This window comes from Paenibacillus hamazuiensis, from assembly GCF_023276405.1.
GTDB lineage: Bacteria > Bacillota > Bacilli > Paenibacillales > NBRC-103111 > Paenibacillus_AF > Paenibacillus_AF hamazuiensis.
In genome coordinates, this window is record NZ_JALRMO010000001.1 from 1,278,714 (window position 1) to 1,303,685 (window position 24,972).

Here is a 24,972-nt window from a genome sequence, read left to right on the forward strand (position 1 = left end):
TTGTCGCATGAACCGGCATGCCTTTATAATTAAGAAGTATGAAATTACATAGTACCGCGGAACTAAGAGGGGGAGCCAACATGCGATTGATTACACGTTCGGATTTCGACGGCCTTGTATGCGCCATGCTGTTCAAGAAACTGGGTATGATCGACGAGATGAAATTCGTCCATCCGAAAGATGTGCAGGATGGATTGATTGAGGTTACGGAAAACGATATTTTGGCGAATGTGCCTTACGTACCGGGCTGTGGCCTCTGGTTCGATCATCATTCGAGCGAGATCGAGCGAACCGCCGAACAGGCTGGCGTGAAAGGCGAGGTGCGCGTCGCTCCGAGCGCTGCCCGCGTCGTCTATGATTACTACGGGGGAAAGGAAAAGTTCGGCGATATCGACAGCATCATGGAAGGCGTCGATAAAGCGGATTCCGCACAGTTTTCCAGAGAGGACATTTTGAATCCGAAGGGTTGGGACCTTCTTTCCTTTATAATGGACGCCCGCACCGGCTTGGGGCGTTACCGCGATTACCGGATCAGCAATTATCAGCTGATGGAGGAACTCGTCGATCATTGCGCGACGATGTCGATCGAAGAGATCATGCAGCTGCCTGACGTTCAGGAGCGCGTGAAGCGTTATTTCGAGCTGGACAAGGAATACCGCGAAATGCTTGCCAAATATACGCGGGTGGACGGCAATGTGATCATTACCGATCTGCGCGATGTGGACCCGATTTATCCGGGCAACCGCTTCATGGTTTACGCTTTGTACCCGGAACAAAACATTTCCATTTGGATCGTCGACGGCCGGAACAAACAAAACTGCGTGTTCGCTTGCGGGCACAGCATCGTCAACCGGACATCGAAGACCGACGTGGGCGCTTTGATGCTGACTAACGGCGGGGGCGGCCATAAGGCGGCCGGCACCTGCCAGGTGCCGTACGAGCAAGCGGCCGAAGTGCTGCAAAAGCTGGTCGATACGATGAAGCAAAACGGATAATCACAAGGAAGATAAGCCGTTCGGAATTGCGCCTCGGGGCGCAGGTCCGGCGGCTTTTTTGAATAAATGTATATTATAAGGAATGGTAAGTAATACAAATATACGTTTTGAATGCTCGACGCATCTTTCATGGTCATATTCGGTAAGGAGTGAGCGGTATGGATGTGCAACATATTATTTCAAAAATTGTCGAAAATCTTAAGCAAATCGGCGGTGTACAGGCTCTGGTTCTTGGCGGTTCAAGAGCCAGGGGGACTGAAAATCCCAAATCCGATATCGATATTGGAATTTATTATAGCCCGGGCAGCGGGTTGGACATTGCCCAACTTCGCCGAGCGGCTTCCAGCTTGGACGACGATAGCAGGGACGGCTTAATTACGGAAATCGGTGGCTGGGGACCGTGGATAAATGGCGGCGGTTGGCTTCAAGTGAACCAAACACCGGTCGATTTTATATACCGCGATCTAAATAAAGTGTCCAAAGTCATGGACCAATGCCTTATGGGGGAGGTCACAATCGACTACCAGCCGGGGCATCCTCATGGATTTACCAATGCCGTTTATTTAGCTGAAATCGCGCTATGCAAGGTGTTATGGGATCCGTCAGGTGTTATCGAGGAAATGAAAGCCAAAACAAAACCGTATCCGCACCTTTTGCAAAAAGCGATCATTCAAAAATTTTTATGGGAAGCGGCGTTTTCTCTCGAGATCGGGAAAAAAGCGATATATAAAAAAGATTTATCTTACATCGCCGGATGTTGTTTCAGGTCAGTCTCGTGCCTGAATCAAGTTTTGTTTGCGCTTAACGAAACTTACTGGATGAACGAAAAAGGAGCTGCCGCCATCGCCGATTCATTCAGCATGGTCCCAGGCAGCTACTCCAATACAATAAATGACGTCATGACCTTACTTGCAGAAGATCAAATCGGCTTGGAGAAGGCCTTAAACATGTTAAACGATTTGGTTCATGAAACGGATCTGCTGGTAAAAAACAACAGGCTGTCGAGCTAAACGGTACAATCGCTTTAAATTAAACGGAGATGCCCGCGTCTTCAGCGATGAGTTTACGGCGGGGGCATCAAGGCGGTGATGTGCTTATTCTCATGAAAAAAAGGCTATGATGAAACGTTCATCATAGCTTCGGCTCCGGCGATTTCTTCGCGACGCTGTACACGCCGCCGGCAGCCCAGTATTGATACAGCTGGCATTCGATCCGGCCGTTGTACAGCTTGCGCTTGCGCGACGCGGGGCGGCCCATATAGTGTTCGAGCTGCCGGCTTGGCGACAGAACGAACACGCTCCAGGTCGGCATCGCCGCTGTGATGCCGCCGAGCTGACGAAGCGCCCGCTCGACCTCCTGCTGATCGCCGAGCCGCTCGCCGTACGGCGGATTGGTGATCAGGCAGCCGTAGTCGCCGCTCGGGCGTATCTTCGCCACGGGCTCGGTGCGGAAGCGCAGCTCGCTTGCGAGCCCGGCCGCCTTCGCGGCGGCGAGGGCGACATCGATCGCGGCTGGATCGATGTCGCTGCCGGTGATCTCCAGCGGGACGTCATCCCGCAGGAGATCGTAGGCTTCGTCGCGCGCCTCGCGCCACAGCTTCTCCGGCACCGCCGGCCAATCCTCGGCGGCGAAGCTGCGGCGCAGCCCGGGCGCGATGTTCCAGCCGATCATAGCCGCCTCGATCGGCAGCGTGCCGGAGCCGCAAAACGGATCGTAGAACGGGCGCTCCGCCCGCCATTTGCTGAGCAGCACGATGGCGGCGGCCATCGTTTCCTTAAGCGGCGCTTCGGTGATCAGCTTGCGGTAGCCGCGTTTATGCAGTCCGACGCCCGTCGTATCCAGCGTCAATGTGGCGATATCCTTCAGAAGCGACACTTCGATGCGGTAGCGCGGTCCCCGTTCCTCGAACCATTCGGTATGATAGTTCGTCTTCATTTTTTCGACGATCGCTTTCTTGACGATCCCTTGGCAGGCGGGGACGCTCGACAGCTGCGATTTGTGCGAACGGCCGTCAACCGGAAATTCGGCGTCCTCGGGAATCCAGTCGGGCCAAGGGAGCGCCTTCGTTCCTTCGAACAGCTCGTCAAACGTGCGGGCAGCGAATTCGCCCATTTTAATAAGCACCCGGTCGGCGGTGCGCAGCCACAGATTGGCTCTGCAGATGGCAAGTTCGTCGCCGGCGAACGTGACGCGGCCGTTTTCCACGGTCACGTCATCGTATCCGAGCTGCCGGATTTCGTCGGCGACAATCGCTTCGAGGCCCATGGGCGCGGTTGCAATCAGTTGTATTTTGGCCATAGAGGGGTTCACTCCATTTTTGCTATTGGCATGTTAGGTAAGCCCGCCAGGCAGTCGCTTGCCGGGCGGGCTTGCAACTTGGCTTGGAAAAGCCATACAATTACTTAGTATAGGCGAAAGCAGCCCGACTGACAAATGGCGCTGAGGAAAAGGTGCGCATACAAAAGGGATAAAGCAAAAAAAGCTTAGGAGGAGTCAACCATGGAGACGCCAAACGCGGAGACGTATGTGGAATCGCTGTTCGAACCCGATCCGGTTTTGGAAAAAGTAACCGAAGCCATCCGAGCTCACGGCATGCCGGAAATATCCATCGAGCCGGGCTACGGGCGACTGTTAACGCTGCTTGTCAAGATGATGCGCGCGTCGCGTGTGCTGGAAATCGGCGCGCTTGGAGGGTACAGCGGGATATGCCTGGCCCGCGGATTGAGCGAAGGCGGGAAGCTGGTCTCACTGGAATTGATGAAGGAGTACGCGGAGATGGCGCACCGGCATTTGCAGGAAGCCGGTTTAGGCGACAGGGTCGAATACCGGGTCGGAGAAGCGCTGGACAGCTTGCAGCAGCTGGAGGCGGAAGGGCAGCGCTTCGATCTGTTTTTCATCGATGCGGATAAGGGCAACTACCCGAATTATTTGGAGTGGGCAATCAGGCTGGCCAATCCGGGAGCTGTTGTTGTCGGCGACAACACGCTCCTGCGCGGGCAAATTATGGACCCGGCTCAGCAGGGGAACCGGGTCGTCAAAATGCGCGAGTTTAATGCGATGATCGCGGGCGACCCGCGGCTCGAGAGCGTTATTTTGCCGGCATACGACGGACTGGCGATCGCCCGCGTGAAGTAAGCGGGCGGGAACAGGGGCGAGTGGCGCGGAGAGTGCCGCTCGGCCCTCGAGGCCGCTTCGCTCCGGGGGAACCCCGGCGACGAAAGCGGCTTTTTGCGCTCTCATGTGAACGGGAGGCGCACAAACCCATCACCCCAGCACATCTTCCAGCGCACGAAGCAGCGCTTCGTTCTCCTCGAATGTTCCAACGGTGATCCGCAGATGATCGGGCAGACCCCAAATGGCACCGTAACGGACAATAACCCCTTTGGCCATCAGCTTGTCATAAATGCTTTTGGCGTTCGTTTCCAAATCGACCAGCACAAAATTGCTCATGCTCTCCGTAAAGCGAACGCCAAGCTTCTGCAGTCCGGCATACAGCTGCGTTCGGCCGGCTTCGTTGACCCGGCGCGACGCTTCGACGTGAGCGTCGTCCTGAAGAGCCGCCGCCGCAGCAGCTTGAGCGAGTGCGTTGACGTTAAACGGCTCCTTGACCTGCGCGATCGATGAGGTGACCGGTTCGGGTGCGACGGCGAAGCCGACCCGGATGCCGGCCAGCCCGTATATTTTCGAGAACGTCTGCAGCACGATGAGCGGAAAGCCGCGGCGCACAAATTCCATCCCGTCGCAGTAATCCGCTTCGGTTGCGTAATGGGCATAGGCGCTGTCGTACACGACAAGCACGCGGGGCGGCAGCGCGCCGAGCAGACGCTCCAACTCCGGCTTGGGCAAATAGGTGCCTGTCGGATTGTTAGGCGAGCACAAGTATATGAGTTTCGTACGCGGGGTGACCGCCTGCAGCAAATCGTCGACATCGTACCGGTACCCGTCGCGAAGCGGAACGATAATCGGTTCGGCGCCCATCAGCAATGCGCCGAATTCGTATTCGCTGAAGGAGGGGGCCGGAACGACGATTTCGTCTCCCGCTTCGAGAAACGTTTCGGAGATAAGCGTAATCAGCTCATCCGCTCCGTTGCCGGCGATGAACTGGTTTGGGGAGAAGCCGTATTTTTCGGATAAAGCCGTCTTCAGCAGCGAAGTGTGGGAGTCAGGGTAACGGTGAATGTCGGCGAGGCTGTCGCGGATCGCTTGCAACGCCTTCGGCGAGGCCCCCAAAGGGTTTTCGTTGGAAGCCAGCTTAACGACATGCGTTAAACCGAGCTCCTGCTGCACTTCCCAAATCGGTTTTCCGGGAGAATACGGTTTTAACTTTCTTAGTGCTTCACGGGCCGGTACGAATGAAGATGATGGCATAAGTGGATCGCTCCTTTTTTTATTTTCTTTGTTGCGATAATAAGATAATACATTAACGCGTTATCTAAGTAAAGCATTTTCTTATACAAAAGGGACAACCCGCAAATGATGACGCTGCATAAGGGATTGTCCCGCATACTTCCATTCTTAGTCGAAGAAAAATCTCACATTTCTCTGTTGCCGGCGGCTTCGGAATTCGAGTTATCGGTTAACTGCAGCCCGCCCGGCTGTTTGTTGTAAACGGTTTGATGTCTCCTGCTTTCTCTGAGTTCCATGTGCGTCCAATACATGAGAAGCAATTCGGCACAAATAGCGATAACAATGGTTCGCTTGATATTGATTTTCAACAATGTACCCTCCCGAAAAAGGGATATGCCAATTTATTCCTGATCATAGCATATTCTAGGTAAATTGACTATAGTTCAAATTCATTCTAAAGAAAATTTTAACGATAAACTTGACAATTATTCGGCAGTGCAGAGGTAAATGATTATATTTGCCCGGCTGTTCCTTGTTCGCGGCGGTCTTTGCCGTACAGCGACCGGCGAACCCATAACGAATTCGCGATCAGAAGCACGGTGGTCATCAGGAAAATGCCGCGGATGCCGAGCCACCCCGATAAAGCGCCGCCGATGACCGGCCCGAGCATGTTGCCGAGGCTCAGCGCGCTCGAGTTATAGCTGTAGGAACGGCTTTCCATCCCGTTCGGGGTGTATTTGCGGATCAACGTCTGCACGCATGGCAGCATCCCGCCCATAAAAATGCCGAGCAAGAACCGGGAAGCCATCAGCTGCCAAATGTTGCTTACGAACGCCTGCGGGATAAAGCTTAGCGCCGCTCCGATCAAGGCGACGCCGAGCACCTTTTCCGGACCGATCCGGTCGCTCCATTTTCCAAGCAAAGGGGATGCTATCATATTGGAAAAGCCGGTGATGGAACCGACCATCCCCGCATAAAACGCCAGCAGCTTGTCCTGCCCGTGAAGCTCCTGCACGAAAAGCGGAATGAGCGGCATCGGACTGAGCATCGCAAACTGAATGGCGAAAGTGACGGTATACAAAGCGGGAAGCTGCCGGGTTTTGCCAAGCTCCTTGAGCCCGGCGATGATCGATTCCTTCGGCTGCTTGGTCGCTTTTTCCGCATCGAATTTTTCCTTCACGAGAAAAAGGGCCAGAAGGGAGGCGACGAACAGGCAGGCGCCGGTGATGTAAAAAATCGGCCGGTAGCCGACCCATTCCGCAAGCAATCCGCCGATCAACGGGCCGAGAATGCTGCCGCCGACTTGGCCGGACTGCAGCGTACCCATGGCGAAGCCCATTTTTTCCCGCGGTGTGTTGGCCGATACAAGTGTGACCGCCGCCGGCATATATCCGGAGATCGTGCCGTTCAGCATCCTTAGAACGAGCAATTGCCATGGGGCCGTTGCGAAACCCATCAGCACCATGACGACAGCCATGCCGAAGCCGGAGCGAAGCAGCATGATTTTTCTGCCGTAACGGTCGGCAAGTCCGCCCCAGATCGGCTGTGCAATGAACGATGTTACGAAATTGGCCGCGAAGATGAACCCGCCCCACATGGCGACCTGATGCTGATCGTGAATGCCGAGCTCCTGAATGTAAAAAGGCAAAAACGGGACGATCATCGTCATGCCGCTCATGACCAAAAACTGCCCCAACCACAAGACCGTCAAGTTGACTTTCCATCTGGCCACGCCGCCAATCTCCTTTGCTGTCAAGGCTTATATTCATCCAATAAAAGTCATTGTACCATAAACGCCGCCATCTTCTCGAACGGAAAAAAGGTTGCATAATTTTTCCTTTGGGCGGGAACCGTATTTCCTGTTAACTTATCCCCAATAAAGGAGATGTGTATGTCCATGCCATTCGGCGCCCATGAAACGATGGAAGTCCATGAAGTATTAAATGAAAAGTTGAACCTCATCAACCATTTCGCTTTGTACGCACAGTTCGCGCAAAACGAACAGATCCGCTCGATGATCGACCGTCACCTGCAAACCGCCGTAGCGGCTTACGATCAGCTCGTGGCTTATACGCACGATTACAGCGCCGCGAACCGGCAGCTGCCGCCTTACCGCGATATGACGGCCTTCATGCACCCGCAGCAAATCCAATACGGCCTGCACCATCCGATGCCGGTAGCCCCCGAAATGCAAGGACGTCTGAACGATCCGCAAATTTTATGCGCGATGCTGTCCTGTCATAAAAATTCCGCGAAGCTGCACATGCAGGGGGCGCTCGAATGCGCCGATCCGAACGTTCGGCAAATGCTGGTGAACGGGGCGCTGGCTTGCGCTAATCAAGCGTATGAAGTGTTCCTGCTGATGAATCAGCAAGGGCTGTATCAAGTGCCGACGATGAACGATCATACGGCCAAAACATTCCTGCACAGCTACCAGCCGATGCAGCCGCAATCGTATCCGCAGGCGTTCATGCAGCATGGCGGCATGCAAACGGGTACGATGCAGGGAATGCGATCCGGCATGATGCAGCCAGGCGCGACGGCGGCATATCAGCAGTAACGTCACCCCGTCCAGACAAAAATGCGGTCTCGAAGCAGAAGTCACTGCTTGCAGAACCGCATTTTTTTAATTCGAAGTAACGTTATTCGAACTCAAGTCCGGTCTCGAGCTCCGTCCGGTAACGCTCCAGCTGGGGGAGCTCCGCTTCCTCTGCGACGCGGATCGCTTGTCCGATATCGTACGGGACGCGTACGAGCTGAAGCCCGAACGGCGCCGGGTCCGGCCCGGTTTTTCCTTCAATGATGCCGTAGCAGGCTTCCGCGATGCCGTCGTACGGCAGCCCGACGCTGCCTACGTTCCAGAGCGTAAGCCCGGTTCTTGGCTTTGCATTAAGCATTTGCATAAACGGAATGTGGATATCGCCGTAGATGACGACATCGGGCGTCCGCTCCGGATACATCGCTTCTATCCGATCGGTAAGCTCGAACATTGCCCGTTTCTCCTTCTTGTCCGCTTTGCGCAGAACGCGGTAATCGACGCTGACCGCTGATGCGTGAAAGAGCCGGATGTATTTGCCGCTCAGCTCCAGCTCGCAGGAAAAAGGCAGCGTGCGCAAATAGTCGAGCCTTTCCTGCCCGAGCCGCTCCGCCTGCCATTGTCCGGCCGGCTTGTCCTGCGGACGGTTGATGCCGAGGTCCCAGTTTCCTTGAACGGTCACTTCGCACAGCTCCCTGATCCGGTCGACGACTTCCGCAGGCTGGGGCCCCTTGCCTACAAGATCGCCCAGGCACAATATGCGCTTGATCCGGCGCTGGCGGATGTTTCGGACAACCGCCTCGAGGGCGGTCAAATTTCCGTGAATATCGGAGATGACGGCAATTTTGTCCATGTCAAACATTCTCCTTTACGGCTTTGGCTTGTATACCACATTATACCACTTCCGCACGGATCTTACCTACTATTTAGAGACTGTCGATTGATCGGTGGACGGACCATGGAATTGATTTCGAAGCTATCGCCTTATCCCGTTTAATCGAAAGTCTCATGTATACAGCTGTTTCTTTGCGGTTTTCTTAAATTGTTCTCTCCATTTCCCGCCCACCGGCATACCATATTCCATATGAAAAAGATGGGGATGAATATATGTATGCCGGAATCAAGCAGGCCGCCGACAGGCAGCGGAACGCCCATAGATGTGATTATTCCCGCGATCGAGAAAGATCTCGGCACGCTTCCTTTTGTCATTGACGGAGTGAGAAAGCAGGTCAAGCATCCCATCCATCGCATTTTCATCGTCTCGCCGAACAGCGAAAAAATAAAATCGTTATGTGCCCGAAAGGGCTGCATCTTCGTTGACGAAACGAGGGTGCTGCCGATAACGAAAAAGCATATCCGCTACGGGACGAAGAAATGGAACCGCTCGGGATGGCTCTACCAGCAGCTGCTCAAGCTAAGCGGGGACAGGATCTCCACGCAGCGTTATTTTCTCGTTATCGACGCCGACACCGTATTGATTCGCCCGCACATTTTCCGTTCGGGAGATAAAACCGTGTTTTATTACCGGGACTGGAGCCAGCCCGAATATTATCGGACGTACGCCAAGCTGATGGGAAGGAAGAAGTCGTCACGCCGTTCGTTTGTGGCGCACTACATGCTGTTCGACAAAACGAAGCTGGCCCGGCTAAAAAGGGACATCGAGGAGCGCCACCAGGAGGCATGGTACTCCGCGATCATCCGCAGCATCGACAAAACGAAGCAGTTCGGTTTTTCCGAATTTGAAACCTACGGCAATTATCTTCATACGCGGGATCCGGGCGGCATCGTCTTTCGCAAATGCCTGAACAAAAGCTTGAGCACCAGCGCATCCGCGATATCCGAAGCAAGAGCAAAGACGCTGGCCAAGAAGTACCGGTCGCTCTCATTTCACAAACGGAAAATTTACGCAAGAGGCGCGTTCGGTTAAAAAACCGGTTATTAATAGCTTTGCAGCGTATGATGCTCGATCAGCTCCAGGTTTCGGGAGCGATCGCGGGCATATTCCACGATGCGGCTGCCGATATTCGGGTACAGCTTCACTTCGTGCAGCCGATCCAAAGGCACCCATTTGACGCCGATCTGGTTAGGATCCGGGCGATCCGGCAGTCTCGGAACGGAGCCCGGCTTCAGCCGGCAGTCGAACATCAGGCTGATCTGATGCGGTGCGCCAGGATCCATTTGGGTCAAATGCGGAGCGCGTTCATGAACGAAAGCGAGGGGGCCGACTTCCACGTCAACGGAAGCTTCCTCGCGCGCCTCGCGCCGGACCGCCTCCCCCGGTTCCATGCCGCCGGCGGGCAAATTGTAATGAATGCCGTTTTCGTCAAATTCGATCAGCAGTACGGCATCGTTTTCAATAATGAGCGCACACGCTCGGATACGGATATGATAGTTCATCCGAATCACACTCTCCTTCTTCTTAATAAATCTTATGGATTACATCTTCAAAATCGGGCTCTTCCATATGGACGTCTTCAATGTCGCCCCAAAGGTCAAGTTGGCGCAGCACCTCCATCGCCTGGATTTCCTGGCGGTTGCACAGGGCGGTGAGCTCGGTTCCGCTTACGCTGACGATGCGGAACGATTCGGGCGGTGTCCCGGGAGGCTCAATGGGGCGGCGGAAGGTCACCTTCATGACCGTCGGCAAGCCGATGCGCTGCCGCAGGTCGGGGATCGATCCGTCATACCCGATTCTGCCGTGGTTGATGACGATGACTCGCTCGCACAGCTCCTCGATATCGTCCATGTCATGCGTGGTGAGCAGAATCGTTTTGCCGAGTTCGCGGTTCAGTACTTTGAGCAGACTGCGGATGCTCCGTTTGGCGACGACGTCAAGGCCGATGGTCGGTTCGTCGAGGAACAAAATATCCGGATCGTGCAGCATCGAAGCGGCCAGATCGGCCCGCATCCGCTGACCGAGCGACAGCTTGCGCACCGGCGTATCGATGAATTCGTCCAAGGCGAGCAGGTCGCTTATATCCGCGAGTCTTCGCCGTTTGTCGGCATCGCCGATGTTGTACATCGCTGCGAGGATGTCGTACGAATCGCGCACCGGCAGGTCCCACCACAGCTGGCTGCGCTGTCCGAACACGACGCCGAGCTGGCGGACGACGTGCCTGCGGTGTTTTTGCGGGCTGTAGCCGCCTATTTTAACTTCGCCGGAGGTCGGGTGGAGGATGCCGGTCAATATTTTGATCGTCGTCGATTTGCCTGCGCCGTTCGGTCCGATATAGCCGACAAAATCGCCCTTTTCCACCCGGAAGCTGATGTCGTCGACCGCCGCCTTCTCCATTTTGCTCCGCGAAAACAGCGCTCTTAAGCTGTGGAATCGGCCTGCCGCAGGGGCCGCCGTATAAAACGTTTTACGAATATGGTTTACTTCGATCAAAGGGAATCCTCGCTTTCTATATTAAAGTGGGGCGTTGGCATCAACTGCCGGTGCTCTGATAACGGCTTAAGCCAAACATCCAAAATTTCATCATCAGCCATAGGAAAAAGATAGCGAAACCTGCCGTTCCCGCCAGCAGCCAAGCGCCGTATTCGTCCCTCAGCACATACAGAGAGGGCAGGTAGTTGGCGACGCCGACAGGTACGATCGTGAGCAAAATGCCCTGCAGCCACTTCGGGTACAGCTCAAGCGGATATTTGACGGAAAAATGGGCGGCGTCCTCCGTCAGATTTTGCAGCTCGCTCAGCCTCGTCAGCCAAAAGCCGCACGTGGCTGTGCCGAACCCGATGGAGAATAAAATAACCGCGCCGGTCAGGATTACGGCCGCCGTTTGCGGGACCACCCACCACGTGAGCTGGCCGGAGGCCATCAAAACCGAGATCGCCCAGACGAGGACAACGCCTCCCTGAATGTATTCGCCCATCATGATGCGGAAATTTTGCGACATCAGCGCGAGCAGGATCGGCACCGGACGAAGCAGCAGCTGGTCCAGATCGCCGGTCACCAAATATTTTTCCAGGTGATGAACGTCGTTGGCGAGCGTCCGGTAAATCGCTTTGGACAAGGTTATAACCGCATAGAGATAGCCGATTTCGTGCAGGCTCCAGCCTTTGATGCTGCCGAACCGATACAGCAGCAGCGCCACCAGCAAAAATTCCATCGTGTTGATGACGAACGCAAGCAGCGAGCTGAACCAGAAATTGAACTTGTACTGCATGCGGCTGCGTACGCTGGCTTTGACCAATATGGCATACATGCGTATGGTGTTCATCCGCCCTGCACCTCCACTTTGCTGCGGACCATGGCTGTAAAGAGAAGGCAGAGCGCCGTAAAGACCGCGCACCAGAGGAGCGAGCCTGGCAGCACGTCCGCATGCTCCATGCCCAAAAATATTTTGGTCGGATAATATTGGATATACGGATACGGGGAGAAGCGGCTGATGTCCCGGAACGGACCCGGCAGCCATTCGACGGGAATCAGATAGCCGGAGAATACCATCGACATGGAAATGTTGGTCCAATGCAGCCAGCCCGATTCGGTCGTCCATAAAGCGGCGACGCCGATCAAATAGTTGATGCAAATGGAGATATAAGCGGCCAAAGCAAGCGCTGCAAGCGTTTCCAACCAGCGGATCGGGTTTGCCGGCACCGGCATCGAAAACATAGCTGCGTAAACCAGATAAATAGGCAGCGATTTGTACAGCGCCTGGTACCCGATTTGGCCCCATTCCTTGGCCATCAGCTGATAAAACAGATGGACCGGCCGCATGAGCTCAAGCGAGATTTGCCCGGTTCGCACCGACTGCTGCAGCCCGAGGCCGTTTGTCAAAAACGTCGTTATAAACAAACATACCTGGTTAAAGGCCACATAGTGGACGATTCCCTGCAGGCCATAGGCGCCGAGCGGCTGATTTTCACCGATTCCTCTCCAAATGCAGACGTAGACGAGGCCGAACACGATGCTGGCAAACGTGTTGATCGCATGCGAAGCCCGGTACTGCAAATTGCGGGCGTACGCTTTTTTTACAAGCGTGAAGAAGAGCATGGGCACCTCCTGAGAGATTTGCGAAGCAAAACTTGCTTCGAAAGCGATACTGAGCTTTTTTGCGCAGCCAAAAAAGGCTGCATCGAAATCATCGTTTCGACTAGCCGAATGTCAGAAAACAGGTGAACGTGAAGATCGGATCTGCGTTGAAAGGAAGCTTTGAAGTGACTTGAAGTTGGGTGAAATGCGTAGAGGCGTAACGAGAGACGAAGAACATCATACCAAAAAGTGGAACGGTTTGGCAATCTTTTTTTGAAAAAAATTCGGATGAAAAAGGGCTGCCCCCATCGCAAAACAGGCGGGAGGCAGCTCCAATGTTCTTTTTTCGGATAAGAATTTAGGCGAGCTTAAACTTGGCTATCAATTCAAGCAGCTCCTCCGACATCTTGGTCAAAGAGGACGCGGCACCGGTGATTTCCTGCATAGTGGCCAGCTGCTGTTCGGCGGAAGCCGAAACGCTCTGCGTCCCTTCAGCGGTTAAATTGGCAATTTCCATGACGGTTTCAAAAGTGACGACCATCATTTTCGTTTCCGCCGTCATCGATTCGGTTGCGGAGGAGACGTCCTGAATTTGTTCCGTTACTCCCCGAATCGCTTCATTGATATGACGGAAAGCTTCCCCGGCCTTGCTCACCGCATCCATGCCTGCTTCCACTTCCTTGGAACCGTCCATGACGGCTTTAACGGTGGCCGCCGCTTCATGCTGGATGCCGCTGACGACTTCGGCGATTTTTTGGCCGGATAAGGAGGTTTGCTCCGCGAGCTTCCGCACCTCCGAGGCAACGACCGCGAAGCCTTTTCCGGCTTCTCCTGCTCTTGCTGCTTCAATGGCGGCATTAAGCGACAGCAGGTTGGTTTGATTGGCGATATCCGTAATAAACCCGATGATTTCACCGATCTGCTCCGAACGTTCGCCGAGGCCGCGGACTACTTCAGCAATTTCGCGTACGGTGGAGCGAATCGAGGTCATTTGGTTCATGGCGGTTTCCACCGCTGCATTTCCATCGGCCGCAATCTGGGACGTTTGCTGGGCGTGTTCGGATACGTTTTGGGCCTTGAAGGCGATTTCCTGGGCGTCCGCATCCATTTCCTGAACGGAGTTCAGACTTTCCTGAATGCTGTTCACCTGACGTTCCGTACCGGTGGCGACTTCCTCCGTAACACTTGCCACATGTTCGGTCACTTTGCTCGTTTGGTCGGCTCCGGCTGTAAGTTCTTCCGCCGATGCCGCAACCTGCTGCGCACTCAGTCCGACCTCCTGAATAATCCGGCGCAGGTTGTTTTTCATCAGGTTGAAAGCTTTGGCCAAATCGCCGATCTCGTCGCGGTTTTTAACGGCGATTTCTTTGACCGACAGGTCTCCGGATGAAATTTTTTCCGCGGATGTGCAAAGCAGTATGATCGGCTTGGAAATAGCCCGGCTGATTCCGTAAGCAATTCCGATGCCGAGTAAAAGTGCGATGACAGTTATAACAACAGACGATATTTTGGAGGAAAGCACCATGTTATCGATAGCCTGTTGTTCCTTTTTCATCAGGTCTTCCTGGATTTGTACCAGTTTATCTGACGCTGCATTGAATTTTTGGATGACGGGCTGCTGGGCCGTTACGGTTTGGATGGCCTTCTCCATATTGTTTTGTTTCTTGGCATCGATCATTTGATCCGCAGAGCTTATGTATAATCCTTGCAGTAAAGCAAGCCCCTGCAGGATCTGCCACTGGTCGGGTTCGGTAATCGATTGCTCCAGCTTGCTGCTGATTTGTTTATATGCTGCTTGGGCTTTGGCATAATTTTTAAAATCGGTCTCATTCCCCGTAAGCAAGTAGCTGTTCACGCTGGTCTGCTCATCGCCGATCGTAGTATTCAGATCTTTGATCAGGCTGACTTTCGCCGCACGTTCGTTCACGAGGGCCGCATAACCGCTGTTCACTTTGGCGATGAAGTAATAGTTAGCCGAAGCTATGGCTACTGCAAGAATCAATATTGCCGCAAATCCGCCGTACAACTTCCTGCTGATCGTCATTTTCATGATTAGTTGTCCTCCTGGGCGAGCGGATTCAAGGCTTTGTTTGCTTCGGAACGGAATTCTTTGGCAGCCGACTCCGGCGTTTTCATCCCGCTCATAACTTGCTCCGAATAGATTTTAAACAAATTGTTCACAACGCCGCTGCCGCCGGGGGCGGGAGGATCGATCGGTTTGGAATGTGTTTTTAAGTAATCGACCAGCTGGTACTGGTCTTTATCGGTCTCTTTGATCTTGCCCATCAGTCTTTCCCTTATTTTGGACGATATCGGTACTCCCCGTTCGCCGAGCAAAATATCGTTCGTTTCCGGGTCGTTAATAAAGAAATCGATAAATTTCGCAGCTTCCGCCTTATGATCGGAAAAGTTGGAAACCGCCAGGAGCATCGATGCTTTAAGGTTCTTGGCCTCTTGGCCGGATGGAACGGCAGGATCCGGTAAGATCTTGATCGGACGCTTCGCGCTTTGGCTTATCCCGCTCACCAGATTGCTGGAAGTATGAAACAGAGCGGCTTTCCCCTGGACAATAAGCAGGTCATTATTGCCGTTGCCGTTCGAACCGTCCGTACCAATCAATCCTTCTTCCTTCCACTTTTTTTGCATGGATACGAATTCCGCGAAATATTGGTCGTTGTCGTAGCCGAGTGCGGTGCCTTCCTTATTGTAGTAGGAGACGCCTTTGCCGCGAAGATAATAGGCAAAATCAGGGAAACCGGTCATCGGATAAAAATCTTTGTCTTTGATTTTTGCTTTTAATTCCCGCGCGGTATTATACAAATCGTCGAACGTATATTCGGGTTTGGGGACGGGAACTCCCGCTTTTTCAAATATGGAAGGGTCGTAAGCATAGACAGGGCTGTTCAATCCCAATGTAACGCCCAGGAGTTGATCGTTTCTCCGTCCGTTATCCAAGTAAGCCGGATCGACGTCGTTTAAGTTCAATATTCCTTGTTTCACAAAGGGATCAAGCGGCGCAATCAGTTTTTTGTCGCTATACTGGTTAAGGAATGAGTAATCCATCTGAATAAGATCGGGGATTGCCTGGTCTGCGACATTCATCGCCAATTGCGTCGTGAGTGCAGTGGTTCCGGAATAATCTTCAGGTTGTATTTTGATGTTCGGATATTTCTTTTGGAAAAGCTCGATCACTTTTAAAGTCTGCTCTTTACGCTGGGCATTTCCCCACCAGGCGAATTTTAAATTGACCGGCCCTTCGGTTTCTTTGGTTTTCATTCCCGCCTCGGGGCCGCCGCAGCCTGCGGCTCCTATAGCCAAGGTGAAAGCCAGGGTGATGAAAAGATTTCGTCGATTGCTTAATTTCATCCAGATATTCTCCTCTTTTTCTCCGATGTGTTCGTTTATCTGACATAAACATGCCAACGAATATGTTAGTTCAAAACTCGACAAAAGTATAGTAAAATTTTCTTAAAATTCGACTTTTTGCAGCAACCATTCTGACATAGTGCGTTAATCCTATGATCAAACCCGAGAAATTCTGGTATAATGGGTTCATTGCCCTCCGCATTCGCTCCATTTTACGCCAAAGGGGGAGAACCATGGAATCAAGATCGGTCCGACACGGTCGGCGCGTTAAGAAAAAATGGAACCCGTTCATCACCATAGGCATTTTGTCGGTGCTGATTTTGGCCGCATTCAGCTCCTTGCTTTATTGGCTGATGAACCGGGAAGATCAGAAGGCGCTCACGCAGCCGCCTGAAGCTGCGTCAAGCCCCATTGCAGCGGACAAGCCGGGTGGGTTGGGGGCCGGAAGCGGGGCCAATTCCTCCGCGGGTCAAGATCAGCCGGCTGGGCAGCAGCAGTCTGCGCAGCCTGCAGCGCAGATGCCGGCGGCATCCGTGGATCCCGCACAGCAGACAAAGCCGGCTGCGGAAACGGATAAGATCAGGCTCGCGATCGTCGGGGATGTGATGTGGGCGAGCAGGGTCGAGTCGCTCATGAAGGAGAAAGGGTTCGACTTCCCGTATCGCGAGGTGAAGCCGTACCTGGAGGCGGCGGATATTACGCTCGCCAATCTGGAAACGCCCGTCACGGCCAAAGGAAAGCCTTTAAAGAAGGATTACGTTTACCGTTCGTCGCCCGAAGCGCTTCCGGAATTTATGAAAGCCGGTTTCGACGTCGTCAATCTGGCGAACAATCACATTTTGGACTACGGCAAGGAAGGGCTTGTCGACACGCTCGATCAGCTCGACAAAGCGGGTCTCAAATACACGGGAGCGGGAAGAGATATTCACGAAGCGTACCGCCCTGCGATCCTGGAAGTCAAAGGCATGAAAATCGCGGTGCTCGGTTTCAGCCGGGTCGCGGAGGACCAAAGCTGGTACGCGACGGTCAAACAGCCGGGCGTTGCACAAACGTATACGACAACATTGGCCTTGGAAGCGATCAAGAAGGCGAGGGAAGACGCTGATCTTGTCGTCGTGATGGCGCATTGGGGCGTCGAACGGCAGGATAAGCCGGGCAAGGATCAGGTCAACCTGGCGCACCAGTATATCGACGGCGGAGCCGATCTTGTCGTCGCAAGCCATCCGCACGTCATGCAGGGCTTCGAGCAATATAACGGAAAATGGATCGCGTACAGCCTCGGCAATTTTATTTTTACGACCAACGACGTTCCCGCAACCTGGGAAACGGTCATATTAAACGCAGCCTGCACAAAACAGAGAGAATGCGGCATGGAGCTTATTCCGGTGCAGACCAAATGGGCGCAGCCCGTACGCATGTCCGAGGAGGACGGCGCGAAGCTGTTTAACCGTCTGACGAAAATCTCAATCAATGCGCGGGTGGATGAAAACGGCAAGGTCGCTGCGCGGTAAGCGGGACAGTGAAGACGAACCTATAGCTGAAAGGATGAACGACGATGACGACAATTCGCAACATTTACTGCGTAGGACGCAATTTCGGTTTGCATGCAGCCGAGCTGGGCAATGAGGTGCCGGACAAGCCGATGATTTTCATGAAGCCGACACATGCGCTCGTCCCGATGAACGGACAGCCGATCGAGCTGCCGGCGGGCAGGGGAGAGGTGCATTACGAGACGGAGTTCGTCATTCGTATCGGGAGGGACTACCGCCCCGGCATGCAGGTGGACGAACTGGTGGACGCGATGGCGCTCGGCATCGATTTTACGCTTCGCGATGTCCAGTCCGAGCTGAAAAAGAAGGGGCACCCCTGGCTTTTGGCCAAAGGGTTTCTGGGATCGGCGCCGATCACGGAGTTCAGGCCGTTTCCCGGCGAAGACGAGGTGCTGCAAACGGAGTTTGTGCTGCGTAAAAACGGAGCGGAGGCGCAGCGCGGCAATTTGAACGATCTGATTTTCAATCTGCAGGTGATTATCGATTATATCGCGGCGAACTTCGGCCTCGGCGCCGGCGATATCATCTTCACCGGAACTCCCGCGGGCGTTGCGGCTGTGAAGCACGGCGATCGGCTGGAGCTCCTGTGGGGCAGCGAAAAATTCGGGGAATTTACAGTGAAAATGGAGGGGTAGCAGCCCCTCCTTTTTTTATTGTAAATATGGGTTTTGTCGTAGCTGCTCAATCTAACAAAGCATGCAGGAGCGGAGCCGGCATAGGTTTTTTTACGGGTCCAGGGCGAACGGGCCAATGTTGTCGGGTCATGCGGGACCATAGCGGAACTATGGTTCGCTAAGTGGGGCAATTTCGGGTCTTTTTGAAAATTAGCGGAACTCAGGTGATCTATTTGTCGGTTTTCCCAACCCTCAAGTCTTTTTCCAACGATATAGCGCACCTCAGTTCCTCTATTTTTTCGAAGTGCCCGTTTTTCTGAGAATAACGAACGTGAGTTCCGCTATGTTTATAAGCTTCTTAACAATTTCTAGCGTCGTTTAGTCTTTTTCAACCGTTCAACTCTCGATTTCGTGCTTGCCTGTTACCTGACAACTTTGCGCCCGAGCGCCTGGCTCCCCCTTAGGGGGGATGCTTTTAGGCGAGGGGATCCTTCTTCTCAAGCTCCTCCAAATTTGCGTCCGAATATTGATCGCGAACCTTTAATATTTTCGGGAGCTGCTCCATGAAAACGTCGACAACCTTCGGGTCGAAATGGTGGCCGCGTTCCTCCTTGAACAGGTTTAATATGCGGTCGAGCTCCCACGCCTTCTTGTACACCCGGTCGCTGCCGAGCGCGTCAAAGACGTCGGCAATCGCCGTAATGCGGCCGTAAATGTGAATATCCTCGCCGGCGATGCCGCGCGGGTAGCCTTTGCCGTTCCATTTTTCGTGATGCTCGTAGGCGACGATGGCGGCCATTTTCAGCAGGCGGCGGCTGGAATTGCGAAGCAGGCTGTAGCCGATCGTTGTATGCGTCTTCATGACCGCGAATTCTTCCTCATCCAGCTTGCCCGGTTTTTTCAGCACGGAATCGGGGATAGCGACTTTGCCGATATCGTGCATCGGAGAAGCGATGCGCAGCATTTCCGCCTCATCTTCGCTCATCCCGAGGCCCAGCGCCAAAATATACGAATACTCCGCCACCCGCTTGACATGGTTTCCGGTTTCCTTCGAACGGCTTTCGCCGATTTCGCCCATCGTAAAAATAATTTCCTTTTGCGTTTCTTCGATCTCGTATGTGAGCAGCGCCGATTCAAGTGATTTTCCGGCATACGAAGCGGCGAGGGTCAAATATTCAAGATCTTTTTGCGAAAATAACTCGGCGTCCGTCATTTTGTTAATCGCCTGGTAAGCGCCCATAATTTCGCCTTCGTTGTTGCGGAAAGGGATAACGAGAATCGCCTTCGTCCGGTAGCCGGTTTGCTGGTCCATCTTAATCGCGCCGTTCTCCAGCACCGGCTTGAATTCCAGGTTCGTGTACGCGTCGTCGATAAAAATCGGCTGGCCTGTCGTCACGGCATGTCCGACGAGCCCGTGATGGCTCGGCAGACGAAGCGGCGGCACGCCATGGGCAACGGTGGAATACAGCTCGTTTTTCGCCCTGTCCAGCAGCCATACGGTGCAGCGGTCGGCCACGATCATCTCGCGTCCCATATCCGCCATCAGCATGAGCAAATTATCAAGCTTCCGCTCATTGGCTATCCTTGCGGCATAGTCAAAAATCACCTTCAGCATTTCTTCGGGCTCAAGATCTTTCTTGATCTTCGCGGTAAGAAACTCGTCTACTTCGTACACCGGGCTCACTCTCCATCGCGTCTCAACAATATATTCAAATCATATTATATAGGCCATTAGTCTGTAAACGGGGTTTGCCGTATTTTTCCGAAAAGAGTATATTGGTTTTAGTCTGAAAGTCGGATGGAGGGATCATCGGTGGATTGGCTGATAGGATTCGGCTGCAGTTTGGCGATTGCGGGACTCGCCTATTGGAAAAAATCGCTGTCCGCTTCCGGCGCAATCGCTGCGGCCGGCGTCGGCACCGTCATGTACGCTTTGGGCAGCCTCGCCTGGTTCGGAACGCTGATTGCGTTTTTCATATCGTCGACCTTCTGGTCCAAGTGGAAAAAGAAACGGAAGGCGTCCGCGGAAAGCGGGTATGCGAAAACAGGGCGGCGCGATGCGGGCCAGGTATTTGCCAACGGCGCGCTCGGTGCCGTGCTTTGCGCGGCTTACGCAGCCTTGCCGCACCCTTTCTTATGGGGGGCGTTCATCGGCGTGATGGCTGCGGTCAACGCGGATACGTGGGCCACAGAGATAGGCGGCTTAAGCCGTGCGCAGCCCCGCTCGATCGTGAGCGGCCGCAAGGTGCCGGCAGGCACCTCCGGCGGGGTGACGCCGCTCGGCCTAGCCGCCTCCGCGGCCGGTGGGCTATTTATCGGCGCCGCAGCTTGGGCGCTGATGAGGCTCGGCGCTTCGGAGGAAACGCCAGGTTCGCTGGCGGCTTTACTGCTGCTCGGCCTCGCCGGCGGTCTCGCCGGGTCGCTAGCCGATTCGCTGATCGGCGCCACGGGGCAGGTCATGTACCGCTGCAGCTCCTGCGGCAAGGAAATCGAAAAAAAATCGCACTGCGGCCAGCCCGCTGTGCGCATTCGCGGTTTATCTTTATGCACGAACGATACGGTGAACGTCATCGGCTCACTGGTCGGCGGTGCTGCCGGCTTGCTGCTGACAGGGCTGCTGTAGGCCGCGAGCGATCAGAGCGATCAGTCCGCCGAATCCTTGTCTCGCCCGGAGTAAGCTTTTTTGAGCACCCAGATGAGCAGCCAGAGCATACCCGCCACGAGCAGAAGAGAAAAAATGAGAATGCCTACCATGGATTAACCTCCTTACATTTCCACAAGGAAAACGGAATTTCCCGCCGTTTTCCGCCAGTCTTCCTATTGTACATGATTTATGAGAAAAAAATCTATTATATTAGCATGAACGGAGGTTTTTTAATGTACGAGCATTTGGTTGTTTTCAAGCTAAAGGAAAACGTGACGGCGCAGATGGAGCAGGAGCTCCTGGACAAGCTGCAATCGTTCAAGGGACGTATTCCGGGCATCGTCCAGCTCAGCGCGGGAATAAACGTGACGGAAGAGACGGAAAACCGGCACGGCTTTAACCTGGGGCTGCGGGTGACGTTCAGCGACCGGGAGGCGCTGCGCCAATATTCGCCCCATCCGCTGCATCAGGAATTCGTCCGCATGCTGGACGGTTTGCTGGACAGCGTCGTTGTCGTTGACTATCCATTTGAACTATGAAAACGAAAAAATAGATATTTTCCTAAACTTACGATTGAAAATCCGGGATTTGGTCAAGAATGGGGTATATCGACTCTATCTAGTAGGTGGTAATCCGATATGTTAGGTGCCCATTGGAGATTAGCGGAGCTGTGGACCGTTCAGCAATACCGGCCCTTGACGGGCTCGGAACAGCAGGAAATGTCGCTTTGCCTGCAGCTGAACGCGAACTTTGCCAGGAAGCTTGCGGAGCTGCACAATTGGTCATATGCCGCGTCGATTATCGGCGATGCGGAGTGGCAGCACGAGATTTGCCGCGAGATCGAGGAATTGGAAAGCCAGCTTCACATATCCGGCAGTTCGCAATAGCCTTTTTCGATGAGAGAAAAGCGGAAAGAACCTCCGTTCCCGTTTGCAGCGGGCGGAGGTTCTTTTTGCATGGCTATTTAATTTCGATAGATTTAATTTCTTCCAGCGTATCCAGCCTGTTAGCTTTCAGCATGCTTTGCGAAGATGTGTACAGGTTGTCGCCGATATACAAAATGCGCTGGATGCTGCGGTCTCCGCCATACCGGTTTCCGGCCTTGGCGAGCTCATCCTCGGTCAGGTGAGTGATTTTTCCTCTAAGCTTAAATCCATCCTTCAGATCCAGGTGGTATACGTAGGCGCCCTGGAAGGCGAACTGCCCGTATTGCGCCACCTCTTTTGCCGTCGGGGAAGCGGATTTGTTTTTGATTTCCATCACGGTAACCGGGAATGCAAGCAGCCCTTTTTCCTTCGAGAACAGCAGCGCCTTCGGATTGTTCAGCAGCGGGGAATCGGTGCCGCGATCGCCGATGATCTCCTTGAACATCTCTACCGGCTCGCCGACGTTCGTCACATCGAATACGGCCAGCTTCATGCCTTGATAATACGCGGTCGTCGAAGGAGCGCCGTTTGCCGCGGAACCTCCGTAATTGCTTACTTCTTCCGTATCCTTGCCGAAGCCGATGATGTGATTTTCATCATACGGATGCAGGTAATTACTGTAGCCCGGAATTTTCAGCTGGCCGAGAATTTTTGGAGTTTTCACATCCGCCAAATCGATGACGAAAAACGGATCGACCGTACGGTACGTGACCATATAGGCGCGATTGCCCATAAAACGGACGGAATAAATGCGCTCTCCGGGAGCAATATCTTCGATTTTGCCGGACAGCTCGAGTTTTTCGTTCAGCACGTACAGGTTGTTCTTGGACGTATGCTCGTCTTGACGCCATTCTTCGCCGGTTGTGGTGGCGATGCGGAAGTACCCGTTTTGTTCGTCCATCGAATACTGATTCAGCACCCGCCCCGGAACCGTTCCTTTAGCCGAATAGCGGATTTTACCTTGATCCAAAGCGAATTTGTAAATCGTGCTGGTCGTATTCATCGCGACGATCGGCATAGCCGGACGCTCGGCGGCAGGTTCGGCACCGCTGCCGTCGGCATCGGCCGGCTCGGTTACCGGTTCGTACTTTTGCATCGTCACGTACAGGTTGTTTGGGGAAGCGTACACGTTTTGACCGGCTCCCAGGTAGGACTGAACGGCCAGCTTCTGATCGGGCTGATCCAGGTTAAGACCGGCGACAAGAAGATAGTTCGGTTCGATCGATTTCGGAAAATACCGGACATCCTCCAGTCCGATTTTGATGTAGCTGTCTCCGGCAAGCGAATCCCGGTAGGAAGGGGTCTCCACAGCCTGAGCTTGCTCGCCTGCTGCGCCTTGCTGCTGCAAAATGCGGTACCTGTTGATGTATTTATTGGCGACAAGATACAAGGAAGAGCCGACTTTACGCGAAGTGACGTATCCGCCTTCGAGCTCGAACTCGCGCACTTTGTGCAAATTGGTTTTGTCGCTGATGTCGTAAATCACCGCTTTCGTGACTTGCGGATTTTCCGGGACAACGGCGATTTTAATTTTTGCGCCGACCGGCGAGTCGACGCTTCGGGCTTCCTCAGCCGGATAAGCGACGTTTTTGCTGGCGTTTCCGATCACGATCAAATACTTGTCGTCCACGTACATTTCGATCGGAGACAGCTGCCTGTTTTCAAACTGGAGCGTGCTGACGACGTTCATGTTATCGGCGGGGTAAGCCTCGGCGATGACGATGCGCCCGCGGTTCACCTGGTAAATGTACTTGCCGTCCGTTTTGATGACATCCGCTTCGTCCACGACCTGCACCTGCACGTTGGTTTTGGAGTAGTCGGGCGCTCCGTTTTGATCGATGACCTTGAGGGTGCCGGAGAATTCGGCATTTGCCGCAACGGAGGCAGTGGGAGCCGCCGGGGACTCCGGCGCGGAATCGGCGGACGACTTTGCCTTTTCTTTAATCCCCACGGATATCGGAACCTTCATAGCGCGCACGGCGATCCCGTCGCCCACGTACGCAGGGCTGTCGGCAGACGCCTCCTGCAGCAGCTCCTTCAGCTTGTCCGCTGAGCCGACCGTGGGAAGACTTTCGGCAGCGTTCATAATATCCGCCGTTAAATTCGCGCCGTCCCAATAAACGTTAAAATCGAACGATTCGCTGATCAGCCGAAGCGGCACGAGCATCTGCCCTTGCTCCATAACGGGAGCGGCGCTCATCTGAATTTGCGCGTCTCCGCGCACCGCCACATGGCTGCCGACCGTAAAGGTGAGGCTTGTTCCGGACTTGGAAACAGTGACCGAGCCGCTGTCTTCGTTCCACGATACATCGGCGCCGAGCGCCGTTGTCAATTCGCGCAGCGGAACGAACAGCGTGCCATTGAGCATCCGCGGCTGCAAGGAGAACGTCAGCGGCTGTCCGGACAAGGTCAGCTTCACCTCCTCCGACGCCTTGACGGTCGCTTGAGGCAGCACCGACGGGCTCAGCACCATGCCAAGGGCGATCAAGGATGTTAGTAACGCAATCTTCTTCATCCCATTCCCTCCGTATGAAAAAAATAACAATGGATTTTGACCCTATTGACGAACGGATTCGGTAATTTGTTTCAGCTTGGAGGGATTATTTGAAAAAAAATGAGTCCGGTGCGAGGGGACGGAGGGGGGAGGGGCAGCGGTTCCTGACTGGATTAGAGGAACTAAGGTGCGCTATTATCATGATTTTAAGGTCAAAGGAAAAATAGAGGAGCTGGCGTTCGTTATTTGGCCCATTTTTTCTGCATGGAGGCTCCGGGTTTGCCGGAATAGAGGAAAATAGTTCCTCTTTGAGGGCACAGCACGAACGCCATGAAGTTGCTTTAATCGCACAGAAGCGAGCGGGGTGCGACTAAGAATGTAATAGGGAAAAGCCTTTATGCCGCAAAAATATGCGCATAAAGGCAGCGTCGATTGCGTCGGCATGTTTGCCGGCGTTATAAGACGACCGTTCGCCTGTACGAACCGAACCGGCCGACGAGACGACCAGTCTAATCATACCTGCCGGGT

General features: G+C 53.8%; 23 protein-coding genes. 10 read left to right on the forward strand and 13 right to left on the reverse strand.

Going from position 1 to position 24,972, the window contains the following annotated elements; genetic code table 11:
- The first annotated feature begins 80 nt into the window (after positions 1-80).
- Together MYS68_RS05350 and MYS68_RS05355 are read left to right on the forward strand one after the other, a co-directional pair.
- The gene (locus tag MYS68_RS05350) at positions 81-995 is read left to right on the forward strand and encodes a DHH family phosphoesterase (protein ID WP_248924832.1); all 915 of its coding nucleotides are present in this window, start codon (positions 81-83) and stop codon (positions 993-995) included.
- 158 nt (positions 996-1,153) lie between these two features.
- Complete coding sequence (locus MYS68_RS05355) at positions 1,154-2,005, forward strand: nucleotidyltransferase family protein (RefSeq protein ID WP_248924833.1); 852 nt, start codon at positions 1,154-1,156, stop codon at positions 2,003-2,005.
- A 121-nt stretch (positions 2,006-2,126) separates the two neighbouring features.
- Here the strand turns inward: MYS68_RS05355 and MYS68_RS05360 are convergent, their stop codons facing one another.
- Complete coding sequence (locus MYS68_RS05360) at positions 2,127-3,293, reverse strand: THUMP domain-containing class I SAM-dependent RNA methyltransferase (protein ID WP_248924834.1); 1,167 nt, start codon at positions 3,291-3,293, stop codon at positions 2,127-2,129.
- Positions 3,294-3,494: 201 nt separating this feature from the next.
- Between MYS68_RS05360 and MYS68_RS05365 the strand changes: the two genes are divergently transcribed.
- Positions 3,495-4,130, forward strand: a complete 636-nt coding sequence (locus MYS68_RS05365; protein ID WP_248924835.1) for an O-methyltransferase — start codon at positions 3,495-3,497, stop codon at positions 4,128-4,130.
- A 129-nt stretch (positions 4,131-4,259) separates the two neighbouring features.
- Here the strand turns inward: MYS68_RS05365 and hisC are convergent, their stop codons facing one another.
- The 3 genes from hisC to MYS68_RS05380 form a co-directional block, all read right to left on the reverse strand.
- Complete coding sequence (hisC, locus tag MYS68_RS05370; RefSeq protein WP_248924836.1) at positions 4,260-5,363, reverse strand: histidinol-phosphate transaminase; 1,104 nt, start codon at positions 5,361-5,363, stop codon at positions 4,260-4,262.
- Positions 5,364-5,527: 164 nt separating this feature from the next.
- Complete coding sequence (locus tag MYS68_RS05375; protein ID WP_248924837.1) at positions 5,528-5,710, reverse strand: hypothetical protein; 183 nt, start codon at positions 5,708-5,710, stop codon at positions 5,528-5,530.
- 143 nt (positions 5,711-5,853) lie between these two features.
- Positions 5,854-7,074, reverse strand: coding sequence for an MFS transporter (locus MYS68_RS05380; protein ID WP_248924838.1), 1,221 nt, complete (start codon positions 7,072-7,074; stop codon positions 5,854-5,856).
- Between the two features lie 159 nt (positions 7,075-7,233).
- Here MYS68_RS05380 and MYS68_RS05385 point away from each other — a divergent pair, with 159 nt between their 5' ends.
- Positions 7,234-7,902 (forward strand): spore coat protein, encoded by a 669-nt coding sequence (locus MYS68_RS05385; protein ID WP_248924839.1) that lies wholly within the window; start codon positions 7,234-7,236, stop codon positions 7,900-7,902.
- 82 nt (positions 7,903-7,984) lie between these two features.
- On the opposite strand, the gene MYS68_RS05390 is transcribed toward MYS68_RS05385, so the two are convergent.
- The gene (locus MYS68_RS05390) at positions 7,985-8,731 is read right to left on the reverse strand and encodes a metallophosphoesterase family protein (RefSeq protein ID WP_248924840.1); all 747 of its coding nucleotides are present in this window, start codon (positions 8,729-8,731) and stop codon (positions 7,985-7,987) included.
- A 258-nt stretch (positions 8,732-8,989) separates the two neighbouring features.
- Here MYS68_RS05390 and MYS68_RS05395 point away from each other — a divergent pair, with 258 nt between their 5' ends.
- Positions 8,990-9,805 carry a DUF6492 family protein gene (locus tag MYS68_RS05395; RefSeq protein ID WP_248924841.1) on the forward strand — a complete coding sequence of 272 codons (816 nt, stop codon included), beginning with the start codon at positions 8,990-8,992 and terminating at the stop codon, positions 9,803-9,805.
- Between the two features lie 11 nt (positions 9,806-9,816).
- Here the strand turns inward: MYS68_RS05395 and MYS68_RS05400 are convergent, their stop codons facing one another.
- The 6 genes from MYS68_RS05400 to MYS68_RS05425 all read right to left on the reverse strand — a co-directional run bounded on the left by MYS68_RS05400 (position 9,817) and on the right by MYS68_RS05425 (position 16,216).
- Positions 9,817-10,275, reverse strand: a complete 459-nt coding sequence (locus tag MYS68_RS05400; RefSeq protein ID WP_248924842.1) for an NUDIX domain-containing protein — start codon at positions 10,273-10,275, stop codon at positions 9,817-9,819.
- A gap of 22 nt (positions 10,276-10,297) precedes the next feature.
- Positions 10,298-11,266 carry an ABC transporter ATP-binding protein gene (locus MYS68_RS05405; RefSeq protein ID WP_248924843.1) on the reverse strand — a complete coding sequence of 323 codons (969 nt, stop codon included), beginning with the start codon at positions 11,264-11,266 and terminating at the stop codon, positions 10,298-10,300.
- A 40-nt stretch (positions 11,267-11,306) separates the two neighbouring features.
- Positions 11,307-12,098 (reverse strand): ABC transporter permease, encoded by a 792-nt coding sequence (locus MYS68_RS05410; RefSeq protein WP_248924844.1) that lies wholly within the window; start codon positions 12,096-12,098, stop codon positions 11,307-11,309.
- Entirely contained in the window at positions 12,095-12,871 is a 777-nt protein-coding gene (locus MYS68_RS05415) for an ABC transporter permease (protein WP_248924845.1), read from the reverse strand. Before MYS68_RS05415 ends, MYS68_RS05410 begins: the two co-directional genes overlap by 4 nt.
- Positions 12,872-13,208: 337 nt before the next feature.
- On the reverse strand, positions 13,209-14,900 hold the full coding sequence (locus tag MYS68_RS05420; protein ID WP_248924846.1) for a methyl-accepting chemotaxis protein: 1,692 nt from the start codon (positions 14,898-14,900) through the stop codon (positions 13,209-13,211).
- A gap of 2 nt (positions 14,901-14,902) precedes the next feature.
- Entirely contained in the window at positions 14,903-16,216 is a 1,314-nt protein-coding gene (locus tag MYS68_RS05425) for an ABC transporter substrate-binding protein (protein ID WP_248924847.1), read from the reverse strand.
- A gap of 233 nt (positions 16,217-16,449) precedes the next feature.
- Here MYS68_RS05425 and MYS68_RS05430 point away from each other — a divergent pair, with 233 nt between their 5' ends.
- Both MYS68_RS05430 and MYS68_RS05435 read left to right on the forward strand, forming a co-directional pair.
- On the forward strand, positions 16,450-17,727 hold the full coding sequence (locus tag MYS68_RS05430) for a CapA family protein (RefSeq protein ID WP_248924848.1): 1,278 nt from the start codon (positions 16,450-16,452) through the stop codon (positions 17,725-17,727).
- A 44-nt stretch (positions 17,728-17,771) separates the two neighbouring features.
- A complete protein-coding gene (locus MYS68_RS05435; RefSeq protein WP_248924849.1) occupies positions 17,772-18,401 on the forward strand; it encodes a fumarylacetoacetate hydrolase family protein in 630 nt (209 codons plus the stop codon).
- A 454-nt stretch (positions 18,402-18,855) separates the two neighbouring features.
- Here MYS68_RS05435 and MYS68_RS05440 read toward each other — a convergent pair whose 3' ends face one another.
- Positions 18,856-20,055: an HD domain-containing phosphohydrolase gene (locus tag MYS68_RS05440; protein ID WP_248924850.1), complete on the reverse strand. Its 1,200-nt coding sequence runs from the start codon at positions 20,053-20,055 to the stop codon at positions 18,856-18,858.
- Positions 20,056-20,178: 123 nt separating this feature from the next.
- On the opposite strand from MYS68_RS05440, the gene MYS68_RS05445 reads away from it, so the two are divergent.
- The 3 genes from MYS68_RS05445 to MYS68_RS05455 all read left to right on the forward strand — a co-directional run bounded on the left by MYS68_RS05445 (position 20,179) and on the right by MYS68_RS05455 (position 21,911).
- Positions 20,179-21,003, forward strand: a complete 825-nt coding sequence (locus tag MYS68_RS05445) for a DUF92 domain-containing protein (RefSeq protein ID WP_420852093.1) — start codon at positions 20,179-20,181, stop codon at positions 21,001-21,003.
- Between the two features lie 254 nt (positions 21,004-21,257).
- Positions 21,258-21,563, forward strand: a complete 306-nt coding sequence (locus tag MYS68_RS05450) for a Dabb family protein (RefSeq protein ID WP_248924852.1) — start codon at positions 21,258-21,260, stop codon at positions 21,561-21,563.
- Between the two features lie 99 nt (positions 21,564-21,662).
- Positions 21,663-21,911 (forward strand): DUF7667 family protein, encoded by a 249-nt coding sequence (locus MYS68_RS05455; protein WP_248924853.1) that lies wholly within the window; start codon positions 21,663-21,665, stop codon positions 21,909-21,911.
- Positions 21,912-21,984: 73 nt separating this feature from the next.
- Here the strand turns inward: MYS68_RS05455 and MYS68_RS05460 are convergent, their stop codons facing one another.
- A complete protein-coding gene (locus tag MYS68_RS05460; RefSeq protein ID WP_248924854.1) occupies positions 21,985-24,465 on the reverse strand; it encodes a beta-propeller domain-containing protein in 2,481 nt (826 codons plus the stop codon).
- Positions 24,466-24,972 lie beyond the last annotated feature (507 nt).

Bases quoted from the DNA above. Each gene is read 5' to 3' on its own strand.
- MYS68_RS05420 (WP_248924846.1), bottom strand. From the start codon at position 14,900: ATGAAAATGACGATCAGCAGGAAGTTGTACGGCGGATTTGCGGCAATA.
- MYS68_RS05355 (WP_248924833.1), top strand. From the start codon at position 1,154: ATGGATGTGCAACATATTATTTCAAAAATTGTCGAAAATCTTAAGCAA.
- MYS68_RS05430 (WP_248924848.1), top strand. From the start codon at position 16,450: ATGGAATCAAGATCGGTCCGACACGGTCGGCGCGTTAAGAAAAAATGG.
- MYS68_RS05435 (WP_248924849.1), top strand. From the start codon at position 17,772: ATGACGACAATTCGCAACATTTACTGCGTAGGACGCAATTTCGGTTTG.
- MYS68_RS05450 (WP_248924852.1), top strand. From the start codon at position 21,258: ATGTACGAGCATTTGGTTGTTTTCAAGCTAAAGGAAAACGTGACGGCG.
- MYS68_RS05410 (WP_248924844.1), bottom strand. From the start codon at position 12,098: ATGAACACCATACGCATGTATGCCATATTGGTCAAAGCCAGCGTACGC.
- MYS68_RS05390 (WP_248924840.1), bottom strand. From the start codon at position 8,731: ATGGACAAAATTGCCGTCATCTCCGATATTCACGGAAATTTGACCGCC.
- MYS68_RS05385 (WP_248924839.1), top strand. From the start codon at position 7,234: ATGTCCATGCCATTCGGCGCCCATGAAACGATGGAAGTCCATGAAGTA.
- MYS68_RS05455 (WP_248924853.1), top strand. From the start codon at position 21,663: ATGTTAGGTGCCCATTGGAGATTAGCGGAGCTGTGGACCGTTCAGCAA.
- MYS68_RS05425 (WP_248924847.1), bottom strand. From the start codon at position 16,216: ATGAAATTAAGCAATCGACGAAATCTTTTCATCACCCTGGCTTTCACC.
- hisC (WP_248924836.1), bottom strand. From the start codon at position 5,363: ATGCCATCATCTTCATTCGTACCGGCCCGTGAAGCACTAAGAAAGTTA.
- MYS68_RS05360 (WP_248924834.1), bottom strand. From the start codon at position 3,293: ATGGCCAAAATACAACTGATTGCAACCGCGCCCATGGGCCTCGAAGCG.
- MYS68_RS05460 (WP_248924854.1), bottom strand. From the start codon at position 24,465: ATGAAGAAGATTGCGTTACTAACATCCTTGATCGCCCTTGGCATGGTG.
- MYS68_RS05400 (WP_248924842.1), bottom strand. From the start codon at position 10,275: ATGAACTATCATATCCGTATCCGAGCGTGTGCGCTCATTATTGAAAAC.
- MYS68_RS05395 (WP_248924841.1), top strand. From the start codon at position 8,990: ATGCCGGAATCAAGCAGGCCGCCGACAGGCAGCGGAACGCCCATAGAT.
- MYS68_RS05365 (WP_248924835.1), top strand. From the start codon at position 3,495: ATGGAGACGCCAAACGCGGAGACGTATGTGGAATCGCTGTTCGAACCC.
- MYS68_RS05445 (WP_420852093.1), top strand. From the start codon at position 20,179: ATGGAGGGATCATCGGTGGATTGGCTGATAGGATTCGGCTGCAGTTTG.
- MYS68_RS05415 (WP_248924845.1), bottom strand. From the start codon at position 12,871: ATGCTCTTCTTCACGCTTGTAAAAAAAGCGTACGCCCGCAATTTGCAG.
- MYS68_RS05350 (WP_248924832.1), top strand. From the start codon at position 81: ATGCGATTGATTACACGTTCGGATTTCGACGGCCTTGTATGCGCCATG.